Below are 19,825 nucleotides of genomic sequence, written 5' to 3'. Positions count from 1 at the left end.
GGTCGCGCTGACAACTTAAGCTATTTTAATGCGCCTCGGATCCGGCGGCGTGGTCGGGCGTGTCGCGCGAGCGTCCGCTCAACCCGCCTTCCCCTGCTTGGCATACTCCTTCCGGATGCCCTGCAGGAGGTCGTCTGCCGTGAGGGGGCGGCCGCCCTCTCTCAGGGCCTCGAGCGAGGCGTAGCGGATCACGTTCATGATCGCGCCCCCCGCGAGCGCGTGCTCGCGCGCGATCTTCTCGAGGTCCACGGAGCCGTCGAACCTCGCCTTGGGCGAGAGCCCCTGCCGCCACAGCCGCGCGCGCTCCTCGGCGCGCGGCATCGGAAAGTAGATGATCGACTCGAACCGCCGCGCGAAGGCGTCGTCGAGGTTGTCGCGCAGGTTGGACGCCAGGACGGCGAGCCCATTGAAGGTCTCGATGCGCTGGAGGAGGAAGGAGACCTGCTGGTTGGCGTAACGGTCGTGCGCGTCCCGCGTCTCGCTGCGCTTGCCGAAGAGCGCGTCGGCCTCGTCGAAGAACAGGACCCAGCCCCTGCGCTCGGCCTGGTCGAAGACCCGGCCGAGGTTCTTCTCCGTCTCCCCGAGGTACTTCGACACCACCAGGGAGATATCCACCTTGTAGACCTCACGGCCGGCGGACTTGCCGAGCAGGCAGGCGGTCATCGTCTTGCCCGTGCCCGGCGGGCCATAGAAGAGGCTGCGGTGGCCGGGGCGCAGCTTCCCGGCCATGCCCCAGTCCGCCATCAACGTCTCTCCGTGCTCGATCCAGGTCTCGATCTCCTCGAGGTGCTTGCGGGTGCTGGGCTGCAGCACCACGTCCTCCCAGCCGAGGCGCGTCTCGATCCGCTGGGCGGGGAAGCCGGGCCCGCAGCCGCGCCGCCGCGGCTCGCCGGTGGTGAAGAGGCAGAGCAGCTCCTCCGAGATCCAGAGGGGCGCCTTCATCGGCGTCACCTCGTCGCCGCCCCCGAGCCTGAGGACGTCGTGCCTGGCGAAGAGGTGCTCTGGATCCAGGAGGAGCTGCGCCGAGAACCGGAGCGCGAGGTCGTCGCCGCCGACGATGAACGCCAGCGTCTCGGCCGTGGGCAGGAGCTCGCCGCCGGAGCTGAGCTGGGCGCCGCCGAACTCGGTGAGCCTCCGATCCGCGGCGGTGTCGCGGCCGAAGCAGGCGTCGAGGAGCTGGGGCCGCAGGTGCGGGACCAGGGCGAGCACCAGGGCGAGGCGCTCGACGAAGGAGAGCTGATGGCGCCGCACGAAGCCGGCGTACTCCGAGCTCGACCCGCCGAGGTCGGGCGGCGCGATGTCGAGCACGCTCTCGTCGGTCGCACCGTTGCCGAAATGGATCTTGATCCGCGCCTCCAGGACGCTGCGAAACCAGAGCAGCTCCCGCTCGAGGTCGGCGGCGTTCTCCACGATCTTGGTCATCCTTGCCATACCCATCGAGCCGCGGCGCTCCTCCTCGCTCCAGAACCGCTGCGCGAAGGTGGCACGACGCGCCCCGGTCGCGCCGCTAAATACGAGGCTTCTTAAAATGGCTTAAGTTGTCGATGCGGCCGGCCTCGGGTACTACCGATGTCGAGCTCGGCGCCCGCGGGGGACCCATGACCTCGCCCGCGGGCGTCGAGGCGCCGTTCCATCGTGGCGATCCGCTCGACGCCGCCTGACGCTCAGGCGTCGCGCCGCGGATGCGCTGACCCAAGATCTTCAAGGATGAGAGCCAATGAGCGCTGGACAAGCTCAGGGCTCCAGGAGCCATCAGCCGTGATCAGCGAACTCCTCGTCCTGCTCAGGAACACGGTGAACGAGCACCTGACCGCGAGCGCGGGCTGGCGCGGCCCGGTGCCCGACCAGGGGCCAGTCGCCTTCCTCGACGGCGAGGCGGCGGACAGCCTCGAGCTCAAGCTCGGAGCCGTCACGCTCCTCCTGGTCAACCTCGAGGAGGATCACACGCTAAGGCCGGCCGACCCGTTCCGGGTGACGCTGCCGGACGGCACCACGCAGCGCGTCCAGCCGGCGATCCAGATGAACGCTTATGTCCTCTTCGCCGCCCGCTTCAAAGAGTACGAGCAAGGCCTGCGGTGCATCTCGCTGATCCTGCAGTTCTTTCAGGGCCGCCGGGTCCTCGATCACGAGAACACGCCGGCGCTGAGCGGCAGGATCGAGAGGCTCACCCTGGAGCTGTTGACGCTCCCGCTCTCCGAGCTGAACCAGCTCTGGGGCGTGCTCCGGAGCGCGTATCAACCTTCGCTCCTCTACAAGGTCCGGATGGTCGTCTTCCAGGACGAGGGCGCCTTCGGCGCGCCGCAGATCACCGAGCCGGTGCTGAGGATCCACCCGTGAAGCACGCCGCGATCATCGAGGTGCTCTTGCAGCACGCGTTCTACACCGACCTCCGGTGTCCGGACCTCTCGATCGAGCCGAGCGACGCCACGGCGCGCCTGCTCCGCGATCATCGCTGTCTCTTTCGATCGAGCTCCCAGGGCGCCCGGGTCCTCTCTCCGCTCGACGCCACGGGACGACCGTTCCTCCGGCTCCCGGGGGACGCGGCGCTCCTCTTCTACCTGGCGGTCCGGGGCGGCGACTTCGCCGCCATCACGGATCTCGCCAGCATCCGCGGGCGCTCGGCGCCGGTCTTCACGGACGCCGGCGCGGGGACCGACGGCGAGCTGCGGCTAGCCCCCGCCGACCCGGCGCGGCCGCGGCTCCCGCCGGGCGTCCTCGCCGCCGTCGAGATCCGCCCCGGGAGCGCGCCGCGGCCCGCCCGCTTCCAAGTGAGCTTCCCGGCCAGGCAGGCGCGTTGGGCCTACTACTGCGTCACCGACCTGGCGCCTGCCGCGGGCGAGCTCGCGGTGGTGGACGCCTCGCCCGCCAGCGCCGCCGGCGCGCTGCGCTTCAGCGCGGTGACGCTCGAGCCGACGGACCCGGTCGCCGCGCAGATCGAGCGCCGGTATCCCGGGATGCGCTGCGCGTGCTTCGTCTCCGACCAGCCCGTCGCCGCTCGCGCGGAGCCGAGGAGGAGCCTCGAGCTCCGGCTCGGCCCCGACCGCGTGACGGGCCCGCTGCCCAACCCGTCGATGCAGAGCGCTGCAGAGGAGGATCTGCTGTTTCAGATCATCACGTATCGAACGCAACCGTTTCAAACCCCCTGAGATCGAGGAACAATGCCTGCTTATATGACGCCCGGTGTCTACGTGGAAGAGGTGTCGACCCTGCCGCCCTCCGTGGCGGAGGTCTCCACCGCGGTCCCCGCCTTCATAGGATATACCGAGAAGGGCTCGTCGATCGCCCAGGTGAGCACGATGCTCGAGTACGAGCAGCTCTTCGGCGGACCCAAGCTCGCGAGCTTCACGGTCACGGTGGACGCCTCGTCCCAGGTGACCGGCGTGACGCGGGGGCCCGATCCCGGGTTCCTGCTGTACTACGCCGTGAGCCACTACTTCAAGAACGGGGGCGGGAAGTGCTATATCGTGTCCGCCGGAGACTACTCGTCGCCGCCCGCCAAGGACAAGCTCGCCGACGGCCTCTCGCTGCTCGAGAAGGAGGACGAGCCGACGCTGATCGTCTTGACCGACGCCGTGAGCCTCGCCGCCGCGGACTACCACGAGCTGTGCCAGGCGGCCCTCGCCCAGTGCGCGAGGCTCGGTGATCGCTTCGCGATCTTCGACGTCAAGAAGGACGCGGAGCCGGGCAAGAAGGACATCGACGTGTTCCGCGACGGGATCGGGACGAGCAATCTGGCCTATGGCGCCGCCTACTACCCGTACCTCCAGACCTCCCTGAGCTACGCGTACGCGGACCCGGACGTCACGATCCAGGACGGGGCGGCGGCCGGGGTCGGCCTCGACACCCTCAAGGCGAGTCGGACGGCGATCTACCAGCAGGTCAAGGCGAAGCTCGCGGCCGAGCGGGTCGTCCTCCCGCCGAGCGCGGCGATCGCAGGGATCTACGCCAGCGTCGACCGGGATCGCGGCGTGTGGAAGGCGCCCGCCAACGTCAGCGTCGCGGCCGTGATCGGGCCGGTGCTGAAGATCACGAGCGAGGCCCAGGACGCCCTCAACGTCGATCCGACGGCGGGTAAATCGATCAACGCGGTGCGCGCGTTCACCGGCAAGGGGACGATGGTGTGGGGGGCGAGGACCCTGGCCGGCAACGACAACGAGTGGCGGTACATCTCGGTCCGGCGGCTCTTCATCATGATCGAGGAGTCGGCCCGGAAGGCGACGTCCTTCGCGGTCTTCGAGCCCAACGACATGACGACCTGGCTGAAGGTCAAGGGGATGATCGAGAGCTTCCTCTACGGCCTCTGGGAGCGCGGCGCCCTGGCCGGGGCGTCCCCGGCGGCGGCCTACTTCGTCAACGTGGGCCTGGGCAAGACGATGACCAACCAGGACGTCCTCGAGGGGCGGATGATCGTCGAGATCGGGATCGCGGCGGTGCGACCGGCCGAGTTCGTCGTCCTTCGCTTCTCCCACAAGATGCAGGAGGCATAGGCCATGGCACTGACCAAGAGCGAGATCGTGACCGCGTATCCTCTCCCGTCGTACAACTACCGAGTCGAGATCGCGGGCGCCGCGGTCGGCTTCTCGGAGATTTCCGGGCTCAGCATCAAGCGCGAGACGACGACCTACAAGGAGAGCCCCACCGGCGGGGCGGCGCCCGGTCCGGTGGTGATGAACATGCCGGCGCAGCGCACCGCGCCGACGCTCACGCTGAAGAAGGGCATCGTCAAGAAGACCAGCGTCGCCGCGCTCTACGCCTGGATCAGCGCGATCCAGGTGAACCAGGTCGAGAAGAAGGACATCTACGTCCGCCTCTGCGACGAGAAGGGCGAGGCGGTGATCAGCTGGAAGGTGCAGAACGCCTTCCCCACGAGGCTCGACGCGCCCACCTTCACGGCCACGTCCAACGAGGCCGCGATCGAGAGCATGGAGCTGATGGCGGACGCGATCCTGATCGAAGAGGCGTAGAGCGGCGCGATGGCCCAGTCGACGGACAACCAGCGGACGAGCTACCCGCTCGCCGCGTACAACTTCCGCGTGAAGGTGGGCGAGGCCTCGATGAGCTTCACCGAGGTCTCCGGTCTCGCGGTGGAGCGCGAGCACGTGACGTACGAGCACGGCCTGAGCTTCCGGGAGGGCCCCGTGCTCATGAGGTTCAACTCCAGGCGTTTCACGCCCGTCACCTGCAAGCGCGGCGCCGTCCTCGGGGCAGATCCGCTGTTTCTCTTCGACTGGCTTGAGGCGGGGGACGGCCGGCGCATGGAGGTCAGCCTCTGCGACGCGACGGGCGCGGCGGTGCTCGCCTGGAGGGTCGCCGTCGCGATCCCCGTCAGCCTCAAGGCGCCCACCTTCAGCGCCGCCACGAACGACGTCGTCGTCGACGCGCTCGATCTGCAGGTCAGGGAGGTCTCCGTTGTCAGGCTCTGACGTTCGCGACGACGGGAGTCGCCTCGGTCTACGCCCCGGGCTCCGGGGTTGGAGGTCAAGCATATGATCACGCCCATCCCGGATCTCCTCCCGCAGCGCGAGCTGGTCGTCGACTTCCGCTTCGGCGTCTTCTTCCTCGTCGGCGGCGTGGCGCCGAACCCGCTCGACATCCGGTTCAAGCGGGTGAAGGGGCTCTCGGCGACGGTGAAGACGACGCCGCTCGCGGAGGGCGGACAAAACCTCTACACCCAGCGGCTGCCCGATGGGGTCGAGTATGGCAACCTCGTCCTCGAGCGCGGCTTGATCGTGGGCTCGCCGCTGCACCTCGAGGTCGAGGCCGCCCTGTCGCTCTTCAAGTTCGCCCCGTCGAACGTCGTCGTCACCCTCTTCAACGACGCGTACGTCCCCGTGTCGGCGTGGTTCTTCTTCAAGGCCTATCCGGTCAGGTGGGCGATCTCGGACCTCGACGCCGCATCGAAGGGCGTGCTCGTCGACACGCTCGAGCTCGCCTACGCCCGGATGCAGATCATGAGGGTGTGACCATGGCAGTGGAGATCAAAGAGCTGGTGATCCGCGCCGTCGTCGCGCCCCCGGAGGGGGCGTCGGGCGCGCGCGCGGCCGCGCCCGACGCCGCCGGGCTGGAGGCCATTGTCGAGGCGGCGGTCAAGGAGGTCCTCCGGGTCCTCAGGGCGTCGAAGGAGAGATGATCGTGGGACTGAACCTCTTCAAGCTCGAGAAGCTCAAGATCAAGGCGTTCAAGGACGTCGGGCGCCGGCAGCCGATCGGGGCGCCGTTCGAGGCGATGTTCAACCCGGCGTCGTTCTCGCAGCGCTACGCGATCGCCTGGGGGGCCAAGCAGGGGGTGGGCTCCAGCGCGCCGCAGCTCTCGTACAGCCGGAGCAAGCCGAGCGAGCTCACGCTCACCCTGGTGGTCGACGGCACCGGCGTGGAGTCGCTGGGGATCGCCGCGCCGGTGCGGAAGAGCGTGAAGGATCGCGTCAAGACGTTCCTCGACGTCACCTTCCGTTACAACGGGGTCATCCACGAGCCCAATTATCTTCTCGTGGAGTGGGGATCGCTGATCTTCTCCTGTCGCCTCTCCGCGGTCGACATCAAGTACACCGCGTTCGAGCGCGACGGCACCCCGCTCCGGGCAGAGATCGAGGTGACGCTGATCTCCGACAAGGCCGCGAAGGCGCGCGCCAGGGAGGAGGGCAAGACGTCGCCGGATCTGACCCACAGCCGGATCGTGCGCAGCGGGGACACGCTGCCGCTGCTGACCAGGGACATTTACGGCTCGTCCGCCCGCTACCTGGACGTCGCGCGGTGGAACCGGCTGGACGACTTCAGGCGGCTGATCCCCGGCCAGGAGATCTTCTTTCCGCCGCTCGCCAACCTGGGCGCCGGCACCTCCGGGGAAGGGTAGACGCCATGCCCGCGGTGACTCCCACCATCCTCAGCGACGGCAAGCCGATGGACCCGGCCTACGAGCTCCTCTCCATCGACATCCGGAGAGAGGTCGACCGGATCCCCCGAGCGGAGCTGCGCGTGCTCGACGGCGACGCCGCGCAGCAGGCGTTCGCCATCAGCGATACCGGCTTCTTCGCGCCGGGGGCGAAGATCGAGATCAAGCTCCGGTACGAGGGGGAAGAGGACCGGTGCGTCTTCAAGGGGGTGGTGGTTCGGCACGGGGTGGAGGCTGGCGGCGACGGCTCCGTCCTGGTGATCGGGCTCAAGGACGCCGCGGTCAGGCTGACCGGCGCGCGGCGGAGCGCCGTCTTCCGGAAGATGACCGACGGCGCGATCGCGAAGCAGCTGATCGAGGCGGCGGAGCTCGAGGTCGGCACCATCGCCGAGACCAGGCCGGAGCACGCGGAGATGGTGCAATACCACGCCACGCCGTGGGACTTCATCCTCGCACGGGCAGGCGCGCTCGGCCTCCTCGTGGTCGTCGAGGACGGCAAGATCTCGCTCCGCAAGATGGCCATCGAGGGCGCGCCCAGGCACCGCTTCGCTTATGGCATCACCGAGATCTTCGACCTCGAGATCGAGGCCGACGCCGAGCACCAGTACCGCGCCGTGGAGAGCGTCGCGTGGGACGTGAAGGAGCAGAAGCCCACCGCGGCCAGCAAGGCGAAGAGCGTCCGCGCCACCCAGGGGAACCTCGACGGGGGCAAGCTCGGCGACGCGGTCGGCAACGGCACCTGCACGCTCTCCCACCCGGTCCCCGTCGCGGCGGAGGAGCTCCAGGCCTGGGCCGATGCCCGCATGGCGAGGAGCCGGATGGCGCTGCTCCGCGGGCGCATCGCGGTGCCGGGCTTCGCCGGCATCAGGCCGCTCGACGTCATGGAGGTCGCCGGGGTCGGCAAGCGATTCAACGGCACGACGCTGGTGACGGGGTTTCGCCACCGGGTCGACGCGTCGGGCTGGCGCACCGACGTGCAGTTCGGGCTCTCGCCCGATGAGCTCTCCCGCAAGGAGGAGCTCCGCGAGGCGCCGGCGGCCGGGCTCCTGCCCGCGGTGAGCGGGCTGCAGATCGGCGTCGTTGCAGATTTCGAGGACGATCCCGACGAGGAGCTCCGGGTCAAGGTCATCCTCCCCGGGGTCGACGCGAAGCAGGACAAGGCGGTCTGGGCCCGGCTCGCCGCGCCCGGCGCAGGCAAGGCGCGCGGGTACTTCTTCCGGCCGGAGCCCAAGGACGAGGTGGTGGTGGGCTTCTTCAACGACGATCCGCGCCGCCCCGTGATCCTCGGGGCCCTCTTCGGGTCGAAGAACGCGCCCCCGGATACGATGGGAAAGCCCAGCAAAAAGAACGACAAGAGCGGGATCGTCACCAAGTTCGGGACGAAGATACAGCTCCTCGACCCCGACGAGAACAAGGCGTCGGTGTCCATCGAGACGGCCAACGAGAACAAGCTGCTCATCGACGACGGCGCAGGATCGATCGTCCTCTCCGACCAGCACGAGAATTCGATCACCATGGGTAAGGACGGCATCGAGATCAAGAGCGAGAAGGGCAAGGTCACGATCAGCGGCAAGGGGGTCGACATCCAATGAGCCGATCAGGACAGGAGGTGAGGGAGATCCACCTCTCGGTGACGGTGGACGAGGCGAACCTGATCCTGGAGGGGGTGGGGCTGCTCCCGTTCGCCAGGGTCTACGCGCTGGTCGCCAAGGTGCAGCAGCAGGCGAGCCAGCAGCTCGGCGGCAAGCCCGCCCAGGAGGAGCCGGATGCGACCTGAGAGCTCTTTCCTCGGCCGAGGCTGGGCCTTCCCGCCCTCGTTCAGCCGCGGCGGGGCTGACGTGGAGATGGTCTCCGGCCCCGCAGACATCCAGCAGAGCCTGCAGATCCTGGTGGGGACCTCGCCGGGCGAGCGGGTCCTCGCGGAGACGTTCGGCTGCGACCTCGCGGGCCTGGTGTTCGAGGAGCTGGATCAGGGCCTGATCAACACGATCGAGCGGCTCCTGACGGACGCGATCCTCGAGCACGAGCCCCGGATCCAGGTCGATCGGATCGACGTCGCGGCGAGCGACACCCAGCCGGGCTGCGTGCTCATCGCGGTCAACTACACCATCAGGGATACGAACTCGCGCTTCAACATGGTCTTCCCGTTCTATCTCACGGAGGCGACCCTCCCCGGGTGGTGAGAGCGCCATGAGTAGATTGATTCTCATCGAGGGCGACAAGGCGATCTTCCTGCCCAGCTTCACGCCCGCGCTCGTCCTGCCCAGGCCTGGAGAGCTGAAGGGGAGCGGCCCAGCGACGCTGAACGGGAAAAAGCTCTGCGTCGAAGGCGACGAGGGCAAGGTATCGGTCGCCAACTGCTCTTACGTAATTCCTGGGTACTCCATCCCGGGCAAGGGGACGCTGAAGATCACCGCCCTCGGGGACGATCAGAAGGCGAGTAAGACGAAGACCGGCGACAAGGCGGTCCTCCTGAAAGGGACCACGTTCACCGCGACGTTCGAGGTCCAGAACCCGGCGAAGCAGCCGCCGAAGGGGCCGGGGCCGCCGATCCTGGACTCGACCCCGACGTACACAGGCAAGGGCATGTTCAAGACGACCAACAAGATCTTCAAGGGAACCTGAAAGGCAGAGCCATCCATGTCGAGCACGTCGAGAGAGCCTGCGGGCGCAGAGCGCGACGGTACGAGCCAGGCGGGGCGCGCGCTCGCCGCGCTCGATCCCGGCCACGTCTCGGTGGACGAGCGGACGTCCGCGGAGCTCCTTTCGTTCGCGCGCGCCTACGGCAAGGAGCTCACGTACTACGGCGCCGGCGGTAAGCCGGAGGGCGACTGGAGCGGGTTCGTCGGCGCGAAGCTCCGGCCCGAGGACGTCGCGGCGTTCCTCCGGGATCCCGGGAAGTTCACGCCCGAGGCCGCGCCCGAGCTCTACCGGCCGCATTTCGTCCTCTTCCTCGCGTTCCTGCAGCTCCTCGAGAGATCGCGGGCCGAGCTCAACACGCTGACAGGACGGCACCTCGACTTCTACTATCGCGAGGTCCTGCGGATGGCCCGGAGGCCGCCCGTCCCGGATCGGGTGAGCCTGATCGTCGACCTCGCCTCCCGCGTCCGGGAGGTCCTGCTGCCCGCCGGGACGCGCCTCGACGCGGGCCCGGACAGCCTGGGACGAGCCCGGATCTATGCGACCGATCGGGATCTCGTCGTCAACCGGACGCAGGTCGAAGCGATCAGCTCCCTCTTCATCGATCGACGGCGCGTGGGGCTCCGCGAGATCTCGCGCCGCCACGCGAACGACAAGCAGCGGGCGTGCGAGGCGATGTTCGCGCTCGCGATCGGAGACCCGCTCCCGCCCTATCCGGGCGTGGCTCGGCCGGTCGACTTCGCCCTGCTGACGAGCCTCCGCGACCTCGTGAGGCGCTCGGACAGCGACTTCTTCATGTCGCCCCCCACGCTGCGCGACCTGATGAACCGGCGGAAGCTGCGCGAGGAGACGCCCTCCGAGTGGGGCGAGATCTACGCCGCGCTGGAGCTCGCCGGCGCGAAGAAGAGGGGCGCGCCGTTCACGCTCGCCCGGAGCTCGCGGGATCTGGAGGCGAACCTCCAGGAGGCGGTGGGGCCTTTCACCTACGGCACGCTCGCCCAGGTGAGCACCGTGGACGACCTCTACGAGTACCGGGCGCGCGGCGACGTCCAGGCGTTCATCCAGGGGACGCTGTACTTCGCGCTCGCCGACTTCGAACGGATGATGCAGCTCAAGAGGCGGTTCGACGCCGCGTGGGGCGAGATCAACCGCATCCTCGAGAGCGCCGGGCAGAAGAGGCGGAACGACCCCGACTACCGGCTGTCGCCCGCCGACGTCACGGCCTTCGCCGACAACGCGAAGGCGGCTGTCGGCACGGACGGCATCGAGGCGTACTGGGGACAGGTCCTCGCGCTCGAGGGGTACTTCTACATGCCGGCGGAGCGCTTCGGAACCGCCATGGGCGAGGTCCTCGACACGCCGCAGAACGACTGGAACCAGGTCTTTTCGATCCTCGAGGAGGCCCACCGGGAGAAGCTCCGCAAGGACCGCAGAGGCGAGCTCCGGCGGCTCCACGAGGCCACGCCGCCGGCGCGGCTCGTGGACCTGATCCGGTTCGCGCTGGGCGAGGCCCCGAGCCCGGACGAGGACCCCGCCGCGATGGACCGCCTCGAGCCCTACCTCGGCAAGCCGGATCTCGCCAAGCTCCAGGCGTCCGCGGCGGCGAGCGACTGGGAGGAGATCTATGTCCTCCTGGAGATCGCCGAGCGCAATCGGCTCGGCGAGCCGCCGGCGGAGCGGGAAGAGTGGTTCAACCTGTTCCCGGCGGAGGACGCCACCACGGTGTCCATCCGCCCGCCGGTCACCGCGGGGGGCGCTCCCGCGTGGGCCACCTTCGGGGCGGCGCGGCCCTCCTCGAGCGCGGGCCCCGCTCCGCGGCCCGTCCTCGGCTGGGCCCTCTGCTCTCCGCTGCTGGTGCTCGGCGAAGGCGAGCGCGTCATCACCCTCACCCTGGGGTTCAGCGCCGCGCGCGCCGCCCTCGAGGACCTCTTCCTCAAGAGTGGAGAGCTCCCGCTGCTCTTCCAGCTCAGCACCGCCAAGGGATGGATCGAGTGCTCCTCCGTCGGGGTGCAGATCGGTTCGTACAAGGATCTGACCGGCACGACGTCCGAGGGCGACCCGCTCGGCGCTCGATTCACGTTGACCCTCCCGCCCGGCGTCGACCCGATCGCGGCGCCGCCTGCGGGGCTCGCCGGGATGGACAGCCGGTGGCCCGTCTTGCGGCTGATGCTCCGGCCGATCTGGAGCGGGGCAGACCAGAAGTACGTGGTCCGCTACCGGGAGCTCGGCGAGCTCCTGATGGTGTCCGCGCACGTGAAGGTGGAGGCCCGAGGGCTCAGGGCGATCAAGCTCCAGAACGACGAGACGACCCTGGACGCCACGAAGCCCTTCGAGCCGTTCGGCAGCGCGCCGGCCGTCGGATCGCGCCTCCTCATCGGACATCGCGAGGTCGCCGGCAAGAAGCTCGACAGCCTGGCCATGCGCTTCCAGTGGATGGGGGCGCCGGCGGACCTCGCGGCTCATTACGCCAACTATCCGTCTGCCCCCTTCGCCTTCACCGCCAGGGTCAGCTTGATCGATCGGCGCGGGGAGACGGAGCTCGCCAAGGCAGCGCCGCTCTTCGGCGCGAAGAGCGCCGATCCGACGTCGATCGCCGTCACCACTGCCCTCGCGGCGGCTGCGGCGGTCGACCCCCAGGCGCTCGTCGAGGGCTCGCCCGATCAGGACCTGTCGACGTCGCGGCGCTACCTGCAATGGGAGCTGAACGCCCCGGATTTTCAGCACGGGAGCTACCCCGTGGTGGCCTCGAGCAAGGCGCTCGCCCTGTCGGTTGCCGTCGCCAGCAACCCGTCGACGGTCAACGCCGCGCAGTACCAGGTGAACCCGCCTTACACGCCGAAGCTGAAGAGCCTGACGCTCGACTACGCGTCTTCGCTGGAGCTCCGCTTCGACGGCGCGCCGCGCGCCGCGGGCGTGGATCGGGTGTTCCACGTTCATCCCTTCGGCGCCTGTGACGGGGAGAGAGCGCGATCGCGCGCCGGCCTTCCGTTCCTGCCCAGGTACGAGAACGACGGCGAGCTCTACCTCGGCCTGCGCGACCTCGCCCCGCCCCAGACCGTCTCCCTCCTCTTCCAGATGGCGGAGGGCAGCGCCAACCCGGATCTGCCGCCGCAGCCCGTCCGCTTCAGCTACCTGAGCGGCGACCGCTGGATCCCCCTCGGGCACCATCTGCTCTCGGACTCGACGCGCGGCCTCACCAACTCCGGCATCGTCGAGCTCGCCCTCGACCCGGTGGAGCCCAGCACCCGCCTGCGCGGCGATCTCTACTGGATCCGCGCCGCCGTGGAGCGGGACCCACGGAGCCTCTGCGACACCGTCGCGGTCCACACCCAGGCGGTGACGGCCACCTTCGTCGACGATGACAACGCGCCGGATCACTTCGGTGCGCCGCTCCCCGCCGGGACCATCACCAAGCTCGGCTCGGCGATCCCGGAGATCGCGGGCGTGCGCCAGCCCTACGCGTCCTACGGGGGCCGGACGGCGGAGCGCGCGGACACCTGGGCCACGCGGGTCAGCGAGCGCCTCCGCCACAAGCAGCGCGCGCTCACGGTGTGGGACCACGAGCGGCTGGTCCTCGATCGGTTTCCGGAGATCTACCGGGTCAAGTGCGTCCCGGCGACGCTCGGCGAGCCCGGGAAGGTGAAGGTCGTCGTCATCCCCGATGTCCGGAACAAGCTGCCGGCAGATCCCTACAAGCCCAAGGCGCCGGCGAACCTGCTCGCGGACATCCGGGAGCACCTCGCGGCGCGGGCCCCCGCCTCTGCCTCGATCTCGGTCGTGAACGCCCACTACGTGGACGTCCGCGTCCGCCTCGGCGTGCGCTTCCGGGGCGACGGCGATGACGCCTACTACACCCAGCGGCTCAACGACGATCTCAACCGGTTCCTCGCTCCCTGGGCCTATGCCGAGGGCGCCGATCTCGCCATCGGCGGGAGGATCTACGCCAACAGCATCGTCGATTTCGTCGAGCGCCGCCCTTATGTGGACTTCGTCGCGGGCATCAAGCTCTTCCGCAGCGACGATGGAGAGAGGTTCCAGCTGGTGCCGACTCCGGCCGACGGGAGCGGGGCCTTCGTTGGGACGATGAGGCCCGACGAGGTCCTCACCTCGGCCCGGGAGCACGAGATCGATATCCTCCGCGAAGGTTTGTACGAAGAAGCGCGAATGACGGGCATCAACTTCATGAAGCTCGAGCTCGATTTCTTCAGCCACTGAAAGCCTGGGATCGCGCTCGGGCGCCCGGGGCGACGTGTCGACCACTCGGTGAGAAAGGCAATCGCACACCATGGAAATCAACAAGAAGAGCCGTACTGATCTGAAGGCGTACTTCGTCAAGAACGCCCTGCCGACGGAGAGCAACTTCAGGGATCTCATCGACGCGGGGCTGAACCAGAAGGACGACGGCCTCGTCAAGTCGGCCGATCAGCCGGTGCAGATCGCGGCGTCGACGGCCGGCGACAAGCCGGCGATCCACCTCTATGAGAGCTTCGCGACGGACACCAAGCCCGCCTGGGCGCTGAGCCTGCAAGCCGGCGGCAAGAAGGGCCTCGGCATCGGCGACGGCGACGGCAAAACCCGCCTCTTCATCGATGCTACGACCGGCGGCGTCGGCATCGGCACGGCCGATCCGGCCGGCAACAAGCTCCGGGTGGCGGGGAACGTCCTCGTCGACGGCGCCGACGGGACCGCGATGCTCGTGATCAAGGACGGCAACGTGGGCATCGGCACGCAGGATCCCAGCTACAAGCTCCAGGTCAACGGGAGCCTGTCCGCCTCCAGCGTCGACGTGAGCCTCGGCCACGCGGCCGCGTGCAAGGAGGAGGTCGTCCGCATCGTCCGCGGCGGAGTCATGTCGAACGGCGGCATCTTCGCGGGGACAGGGTTCACGGTGAGCAAGGTCGGCACGGGCTTCTACGACATCACCTTCAGCACGCCGTTCAACTCCCGCGCCTCGGTGGTGGCCACGCAACACTATCCGGGAACCAACGACACGGGCGGCGACACGCGCGACAACGCGACCGTCGTTGTCGCGAACAGCGATCGGGTCCGGATCAAGACCGGCAGCGCAGACGGCAGCGCGGCGGATCGGCACTTCTGCTTCATCGCCATCGGGACCTGAGCGAGGAGGCGCTGCGATGGACTACGCATCTCTTCGCACGGATGCCATCCGCGCGCTCGAGCGGATGAACGGCGGGCAATGGACAGACTATAATGCCCACGATCCGGGGATCACCATCCTGGAGCAGGTCTGTTATGCGCTCTCGGATCTCGGCTACCGCACCGGGTACGAGATCCCGGATCTGCTCGCCGACGGCGGGGACGATCCGTACCAGAGCCTCCACCGGCCGGCGGAGATCCTCACCTCTCACCCGGTGACGCTGGCCGACCTCCGCCGGCTCGTCCTCGACGTGGAAGGCGTCAAGAACGCCTGGGTCGAGCCGGCGACGGCGGACGCGCCCCAGCTCTACTATCTTCCCGTGGAGCAGGAGCTCCGCCTCGCGCCCAAGGACATCGCCTCCGAGCCGGTCCGCCTGCGCGGCCTCTACCGCGTCCTCATCGAGGCCTCCGAGCCCAGCCAGAGCACCCAGGTCAGGGCCAAGGTCGCGCGAACGCTCCACCAGAACCGCCCCCTCTGCGAGGACTTCGCCGAGATCACGGTGCTGGAGCCGCAGCTCATCCAGGTCGAGGCCACCGTGGAGATCACGCCGGTGGACGACCCCGCGGCGCTGCTGAACGAGATCGGCCGCGCGATCGCCGACGAGATCGCGCCGCCCATCCCCTTCGCGACGCTCTCGCAGCGGCTTGGCGCCGGCGCCAGCGTCGAGGCGATGTTCGAGGGGCCCCGGCTCGAGCGCGGGTTCCTCTCCGACGAGGTCCTGGCGAGCGCGACGCGGCGGACCGCGATCCACACGTCCGATCTGATGCGCGCGATCACGGACATCGCGGCGGTGCGGGCGGTGAGCCGGATCCGCGTCTCCACGGGCGGCGCCAAGGAGGAGTGGTCCCTGCGGGTCGACCCGGATCGGGTCCCGAAGATGAACTTCGATGCATCCGTCATCACCCTGATGAGCGCCGGGCGGGTGATCGCCCAGGCGAAGCCGGAGAGGGCGCCGGCCGCGCCGTGGGGCGCGGGTGACAGCGCGCTCGCGGTGCCCGTGGGGCGCAACCGGAACGTCGGCGCGTACACCTCGGTACGGCAGCACCTCCCGATGCTCTACGGGGTCGGCGAGGCGGGGCTAGCGGACTCGGCGACGCCCGCGCGCAAGGCGCAGGCGCGGCAGCTCGCGGCGTACCTGATGTTCTTCGATCAGCTCCTCGCCAACGCGTTCGCGCAGCTCGCTCACGTCAAGGATCTGTTCTCCCACGGCGGCGGCACGCGGACGTACTTCACGCAGGCGCTGGACCAGCCCGGCCTCCGGCTCGAGGAGATCCGCGCGCTCGACGATGCGCACCGGACCCGGCTCGGCGACCTCGTGGAGACCGCGGACGAGGTCGACTCCCTGGAGCGGAAGAACCGCTTCTTGAATCACCTCCTCGCCCGCTTCGCGGAGCCGATCGCCGGTCACGACGCGGCCTCCGCGCCGATCCCTCCGACGGAGCGCGTGCGGCGCAAGCAGCGCCTCTTGCAGCGATACCCCCGGATCAGCAGCGCGCGGGGGACGGGGTTCGATGGCCTCGCGCCCGCTGGCCCCGCCAACATGTCGGGGCTGGAGGAGCGGATCCGCGTCACGCTCGGGCTCGACGGAGGCGAGGAGATCACCGTCGTCGAGCACATCCTGCTCCGACCGATGCCGGGCGACGAGACGCAGGAGCGCCCCGGGCCGACGGACGCGCCCACGGACAGGCCGCCCGCGCTGCTCTCGGCCGCGCGGGAGAAGGACCCCTACTCGCTGCGATTGACGTTCGTCCTCCCCGACGGGGTGGGGCGATTCAGCGATCCAGCGTTCAAGCAGCTTGTCGAGAACACCCTCCGCGCGGAGACGCCGGCGCACCTGACACCGTATGTGCTCTGGATGGCGGCCGACGCCTGGGCGGCATTCCGGACGGCTCACGAGCAGTGGGCGCAGAAGCGGCGGGAGGTCCTCGCCGCGACGTTGGGCGTACACCTGGAGGAGCGGAGCTCGTAGAACCATGTCCACCGCGAGACCTATCGACGTGCGATGCGCCCGGGACCGGCTCATCGATCTCCTCGGGCTCGGGGAGACCACCCCGATCCGGGACGTGAACGTTCAAGAAGCGCAGCTCACCGTGAACGTGGGGGCCCCCTGCGAGATCACCATCGATCCCGCCCAGCTGGGCGTCAGGTACGAGCTGTTCGACGGAGACGCGGCGGTGGTGCCCGCCTGCTCCGTGGACGGTGCCGGAGAGAAGGCGATCCTCGAGGGGCCGATCATCGACCGGGTGGACAAGACCTTCCGGATCCGCGCGAGGAAGCTCGATCCCCTGACGCGCCAGACCTTCCTGCTCCAGACCGCGACGGTGAAGGTCGGGCTGGCCACGGATCTCCCTGTCTCGACGCCCGAGATCGCCGAGGTGCCTCGCCTCGTCGACCACGGGAGCCGCGTGGTGGTGAGCCTCTCGGGCAGCCAGGCGGGCGCGACATATGGGCTGATCGACGCCGCGGGGCGCCCGATCCCCATGACGCCCCCCGGGCGCGTGAGCGGGAACAAGGACGGCGCCATCACGCTGACGGCCAGCCGGGTGACCGAAGACACGGTGATCCGCGTCGACGTCCAGAGGACGTTCGACGAGAGCGAAGGGCGCGCCCCGCTCCACGCGGTGCTCGCCGCGGAGCTGCCGATCGCGGTCCGCGCCGCTCGGGATCTCGCGGTGTCGGCCGTCGGATCACCGGTCCTGCCGCAGGGCAGCGCCACCATCACCATCGCCGCGAGCCAGCCGAGCGCGCTTTACAGCGCCCACGTCCGCGCGCTCTCCACGGTCGATTTCGTGCCCGACGCGGGGTCTGCCCTCATGGCGATCGCCGTCCCCGGCACGTCCGGCGTCGAGGTGTACACCCCGCGGCCTCCCGCAGTCTGGCGGGCGCCGGCCGGCTCCGCGCAGCACGGGGACGCGGCGCCGGGCAACGGCGGCGTCCTCGAGCTCGGCGTGGGGCCGCTCCTGGACGACAGCATCGTCGTGGTGCAGGCGCGCAAGATCCACGCGGCGGCCGGCGCGCCGCTCGAGTCCGCGGTGCAGCTCGAGCAGGCGGTGGTCGTCCTGGTGAGGCCGGAGCCGGCGCCCCCGCTCGTGCTGCAGATCGCGGCGAACGCCGACGGCGCGAGCGGCACGCTGCTCGTCTCGGGCGGCCAGCCCGGCGTCTTCTACCACTTCTACCCGAGCAACGAGGCCGGTGAGCTCGGCTTGCCGGCGTATTTCCACCGGCGCGACGAGCGGGACCCGTCGATGAACAAGGGCATCGCGGCGACCGAGCCGGAAGCGGCAGACAAGGTTCCTCGCCGGGGGCTCCGGGTCGAGATGGATCTCGTGATCACGCGCGATCCGTCGGCGCCTGCGGCCTTGGATCCGGCGCACATGCGCCCGGTCGATCCCCTGGTGGACATCGCGCCGCTGCCCCTCGGCGGCGCGGTGGACGTGATGGCCATCAAGGCGCGCACCGGGATCGGGTGGATCGCCAGGCGATCGGTCCCGATCACCCCTGTTGCCGAGGAGAGCTCGCCCAGCGAGCTCGGCGCTGCCCCCGAGCCCGCGGCGACGGAGCCGTGACCGCGCCGCGGCATCGGATCCGCAGGCAGGTCCTGGAGGTGACCGTCCAGGATCACGAGGCGGCGTGGCGGCTGCAAGCCGAGCTGGGCCGCGTCCACGCCCGGCGCCTCGAAGGGATCATCGATCGGTGTTGCGCCGAGCTCGGCGCTCCAGACCGCCTCCAGCGGGTCGCGCTGGTCGAGGTGGATCTCGGGCGGATCGACCCCGACCACCTGGAGCGCGATCTGGTCGACAAGCTCGGTCCGCTGCTGCGCGAGGGGCTGGCCGCTCGGCTCCGCGAGGCGGACGAGGAGACCGCGCTCCGGGGCGGAGATCCCGAGGTGATCTCCCGGCTGGAGCTCGTGGCGTCCTTCGCCCGCACCGGCGCGCTCCCCTGGTGGGCGGACAGCGCGCGACCGCGGCTCCTGGACGAGACCCTGGGGCTGCTCCTACAGCGCGCAGCGCGCCCGCTCGTGGCGTTGATCAGGGCGCTCGAGCGCGAAGGCGGCGCGCTGACGAGGATCGTCCGCCACTGTCGCGACGCGCAGCTCTGGGCGCTGTTCGATGCTCTCGTGGCGTCCTCGCGAGCCGACCTCCCTTCGATGCCGGTGGAGCTCGTCGCCCTGCTGCGCGCGCACCGGGCGGTCGCTGGGGCCACGCCGGACGGCTTCCGGGCGTGCGTCTGGACGGGCGCGCTGCGGACTGCGTGCCTGGAGGAGAGCCCGAGCGACGGGCGGGTGGGCTTCTTTCGCGACGCGCTGGCCCGGATCGCGCTGGAGGCCGGCGTGACCCTCGGGTCCCTCCTCTCGGGGCTGCACGCGCCTCTGGGGCCGAGTCCATCGGCCTGGCCGGGCGCGCTGGGGGCGGTCGGGCAGAGTCTCGGCGCAGCCGCGCCAGGAACGGTCGGGCAGCGTCCCGGCGCGGTCGTAGAGAGGCCGGTCCCGGAGACGGAGGGAGGGGATCCATCGAGCGATCTGGCGGCCGCGGCCGCGGGCGAGGATCTGTCCCTCGATCCAGCGTACGGCGACGCCGACGAGGTCTACGTGGACAACGCCGGGCTGGTGGTGCTCTGGCCTTTCCTCGGGCACCTGTTCGAGCGCCTGGGCCTGTTTGCCGACACGCAGTTCAAGGATCGACGCGCCCTCCACCGCGCGGCCGGCCTGCTCCAGCACCTCTGCACGGGGGATCTCGAGCCGGCCGAGTACCAGCTTCCCCTCGCCCGAGCTCTCTCTGGCATGGCGGTGACCGAGGTCTTCGACTTCGGTCCTCCGGTCACCGAGGCAGAGGCCGAGGAGTGCCTCAACCTGCTCACGGCGGCGATCGCGAGCGCGCCGATCCTCGGGGAGATGTCGATCGCCGGATTCCGTGGCTCGTTCTTGATGCGCAAGGGCGCGCTCTCTGCCCGCGACGGCACCTGGCTCCTCCGCGTGGAGCGGGCCTCGTACGACGCGGTGCTGGATCGGTTTCCCTGGGGGATGAGCTGGGTGAAGCAGCCCTGGATGGAGGCGCCGCTCTCTGTGGAGTGGTGACCGCGGCTTCGTGGATCGCACGCTTGGCGGTGACGCGCGGGGCCGCCTCGTCTCTCTGCCCGCGC

General features: G+C 69.6%; 18 protein-coding genes. 17 read left to right on the top strand and 1 reads right to left on the bottom strand.

The window, feature by feature from the left end; genetic code table 11:
• Positions 1–78 precede the first annotated feature (78 nt).
• Positions 79–1,437, bottom strand: a complete 1,359-nt coding sequence (locus tag WME98_RS52065; protein ID WP_437949020.1) for an ATP-binding protein — start codon at positions 1,435–1,437, stop codon at positions 79–81.
• Positions 1,438–1,758: 321 nt separating this feature from the next.
• Here WME98_RS52065 and WME98_RS52060 point away from each other — a divergent pair, with 321 nt between their 5' ends.
• From WME98_RS52060 to WME98_RS51980, 17 genes are all read left to right on the top strand, one after another.
• Positions 1,759–2,337: a DUF4255 domain-containing protein gene (locus tag WME98_RS52060; RefSeq protein WP_437949019.1), complete on the top strand. Its 579-nt coding sequence runs from the start codon at positions 1,759–1,761 to the stop codon at positions 2,335–2,337.
• On the top strand, positions 2,334–3,146 hold the full coding sequence (locus WME98_RS52055; RefSeq protein ID WP_437949018.1) for a hypothetical protein: 813 nt from the start codon (positions 2,334–2,336) through the stop codon (positions 3,144–3,146). Before WME98_RS52060 ends, WME98_RS52055 begins: the two co-directional genes overlap by 4 nt.
• 24 nt (positions 3,147–3,170) lie before the next feature.
• The gene (locus tag WME98_RS52050; RefSeq protein ID WP_437949017.1) at positions 3,171–4,487 is read left to right on the top strand and encodes a phage tail sheath family protein; all 1,317 of its coding nucleotides are present in this window, start codon (positions 3,171–3,173) and stop codon (positions 4,485–4,487) included.
• Between the two features lie 3 nt (positions 4,488–4,490).
• On the top strand, positions 4,491–4,964 hold the full coding sequence (locus WME98_RS52045; RefSeq protein ID WP_061622682.1) for a phage tail protein: 474 nt from the start codon (positions 4,491–4,493) through the stop codon (positions 4,962–4,964).
• A gap of 9 nt (positions 4,965–4,973) precedes the next feature.
• The gene (locus WME98_RS52040; RefSeq protein WP_437949016.1) at positions 4,974–5,423 is read left to right on the top strand and encodes a phage tail protein; all 450 of its coding nucleotides are present in this window, start codon (positions 4,974–4,976) and stop codon (positions 5,421–5,423) included.
• A 63-nt stretch (positions 5,424–5,486) separates the two neighbouring features.
• A complete protein-coding gene (locus WME98_RS52035; protein ID WP_437949015.1) occupies positions 5,487–5,963 on the top strand; it encodes a phage tail protein in 477 nt (158 codons plus the stop codon).
• Positions 5,964–5,965: 2 nt separating this feature from the next.
• Positions 5,966–6,130, top strand: coding sequence for a DUF5908 family protein (locus WME98_RS52030; RefSeq protein ID WP_437949014.1), 165 nt, complete (start codon positions 5,966–5,968; stop codon positions 6,128–6,130).
• On the top strand, positions 6,127–6,849 hold the full coding sequence (locus WME98_RS52025; protein WP_437949013.1) for a CIS tube protein: 723 nt from the start codon (positions 6,127–6,129) through the stop codon (positions 6,847–6,849). Before WME98_RS52030 ends, WME98_RS52025 begins: the two co-directional genes overlap by 4 nt.
• Positions 6,850–6,854: 5 nt before the next feature.
• Positions 6,855–8,480, top strand: coding sequence for a type VI secretion system tip protein VgrG (gene vgrG, locus WME98_RS52020; RefSeq protein ID WP_437949012.1), 1,626 nt, complete (start codon positions 6,855–6,857; stop codon positions 8,478–8,480).
• The gene (locus tag WME98_RS52015) at positions 8,477–8,665 is read left to right on the top strand and encodes a hypothetical protein (RefSeq protein WP_437949011.1); all 189 of its coding nucleotides are present in this window, start codon (positions 8,477–8,479) and stop codon (positions 8,663–8,665) included. The genes vgrG and WME98_RS52015 overlap by 4 nt, the downstream gene beginning before the upstream one ends.
• Positions 8,655–9,071, top strand: a complete 417-nt coding sequence (locus WME98_RS52010; RefSeq protein WP_437949010.1) for a GPW/gp25 family protein — start codon at positions 8,655–8,657, stop codon at positions 9,069–9,071. The genes WME98_RS52015 and WME98_RS52010 overlap by 11 nt, the downstream gene beginning before the upstream one ends.
• Positions 9,072–9,078: 7 nt before the next feature.
• Entirely contained in the window at positions 9,079–9,513 is a 435-nt protein-coding gene (locus tag WME98_RS52005; protein WP_061622686.1) for a hypothetical protein, read from the top strand.
• A 15-nt stretch (positions 9,514–9,528) separates the two neighbouring features.
• Positions 9,529–13,743 (top strand): baseplate J/gp47 family protein, encoded by a 4,215-nt coding sequence (locus tag WME98_RS52000; RefSeq protein WP_437949009.1) that lies wholly within the window; start codon positions 9,529–9,531, stop codon positions 13,741–13,743.
• A gap of 70 nt (positions 13,744–13,813) precedes the next feature.
• Positions 13,814–14,647, top strand: coding sequence for a hypothetical protein (locus WME98_RS51995; RefSeq protein WP_437949008.1), 834 nt, complete (start codon positions 13,814–13,816; stop codon positions 14,645–14,647).
• A 16-nt stretch (positions 14,648–14,663) separates the two neighbouring features.
• Positions 14,664–16,655: a hypothetical protein gene (locus tag WME98_RS51990; protein WP_437949007.1), complete on the top strand. Its 1,992-nt coding sequence runs from the start codon at positions 14,664–14,666 to the stop codon at positions 16,653–16,655.
• A 4-nt stretch (positions 16,656–16,659) separates the two neighbouring features.
• A complete protein-coding gene (locus WME98_RS51985) occupies positions 16,660–18,252 on the top strand; it encodes a hypothetical protein (RefSeq protein ID WP_437949006.1) in 1,593 nt (530 codons plus the stop codon).
• Complete coding sequence (locus WME98_RS51980; protein ID WP_437949005.1) at positions 18,249–19,760, top strand: contractile injection system tape measure protein; 1,512 nt, start codon at positions 18,249–18,251, stop codon at positions 19,758–19,760. Before WME98_RS51985 ends, WME98_RS51980 begins: the two co-directional genes overlap by 4 nt.
• Positions 19,761–19,825 lie beyond the last annotated feature (65 nt).

The organism is Sorangium sp. So ce296, assembly GCF_051529605.1.
GTDB lineage: Bacteria > Myxococcota_A > Polyangia > Polyangiales > Polyangiaceae > Sorangium > Sorangium cellulosum_D.
This window is presented reverse-complemented; position numbering and strand designations above follow the sequence as displayed.